This is a genomic window from Peribacillus sp. P4_C12, from assembly GCF_056402095.1.
The window spans coordinates 1-742 of record NZ_JBFUIB010001069.1 but is presented as its reverse complement, the minus strand read 5'-3'; the positions used below and the strand labels follow the sequence as shown (position 1 = coordinate 742).

Genomic DNA, 742 nt, shown 5'->3' with positions numbered 1-742 from the left:
GCTCCACACAGGAGATTTAGCGGTGATGGACGAAAACGGTTATTGCAAGATTACTGGCCGACTGAAAGATATGATTATTCGCGGTGGGGAAAATATATACCCGCGCGAGATAGAAGAATTTCTCTATCAGCATCCTGCTATAGTCGATGTCCAAATCCTTGGTGTTCCCGATCAGAAGTATGGGGAAGAGGTAGCGGCATGGGTCATTTTGAAAGCAGGAGAAACCTTGACGGAGGAAGAATTGAGAGCGTATTGCAAAGGGAAAATATCTTTTCACAAAATTCCTCGATACATTCAATTTACTGATGGATATCCAATGACTGCATCTGGGAAAATTCAAAAGTATAAGCTTCGGGAGCAAACTCTTGAACTATTAACGGAACGTACCAAATAAGGGGGATATCGAATGATTCGAAAAATTCTTATCGCAAACAGAGGAGAAATTGCATCACGTGTAATCCGTACGTGCAAGAATTTGGGAATTAGTACCGTCGCTGTCTATTCCGAGGCAGATTCGGAAGCACCATTTGTAGGACATGCGGATGAGGCCTATTTATTGGGAGGGTCCAGAGTTCAGGAAAGCTATTTAAACGTCAAGAAGATTTTAGAAATAGCTAAAGAAACCGGTGTAGATGCCATCCATCCAGGATACGGATTTCTAAGTGAAAATGCAGATTTCGCTCGCTCATGTGAAGATGCTGGATTGATTTTCATTGGACCCAAACCTGAAGTTATCCAGCAG

Annotated in this window: 2 protein-coding genes; both read left to right on the top strand. The window is 42.6% G+C overall.

Features of this window, described 5'->3' with window-relative positions; all coding sequences use genetic code 11:
* Positions 1-394 (top strand): AMP-binding enzyme (locus tag AC1DUW_RS31340; protein ID WP_477644514.1); only part of this gene is annotated, 394 nt, incomplete at its 5' end.
* Positions 395-406: 12 nt separating this feature from the next.
* A partial coding sequence (locus tag AC1DUW_RS31335) for a biotin carboxylase N-terminal domain-containing protein (RefSeq protein WP_477644513.1) occupies positions 407-742 on the top strand: 336 nt, incomplete at its 3' end.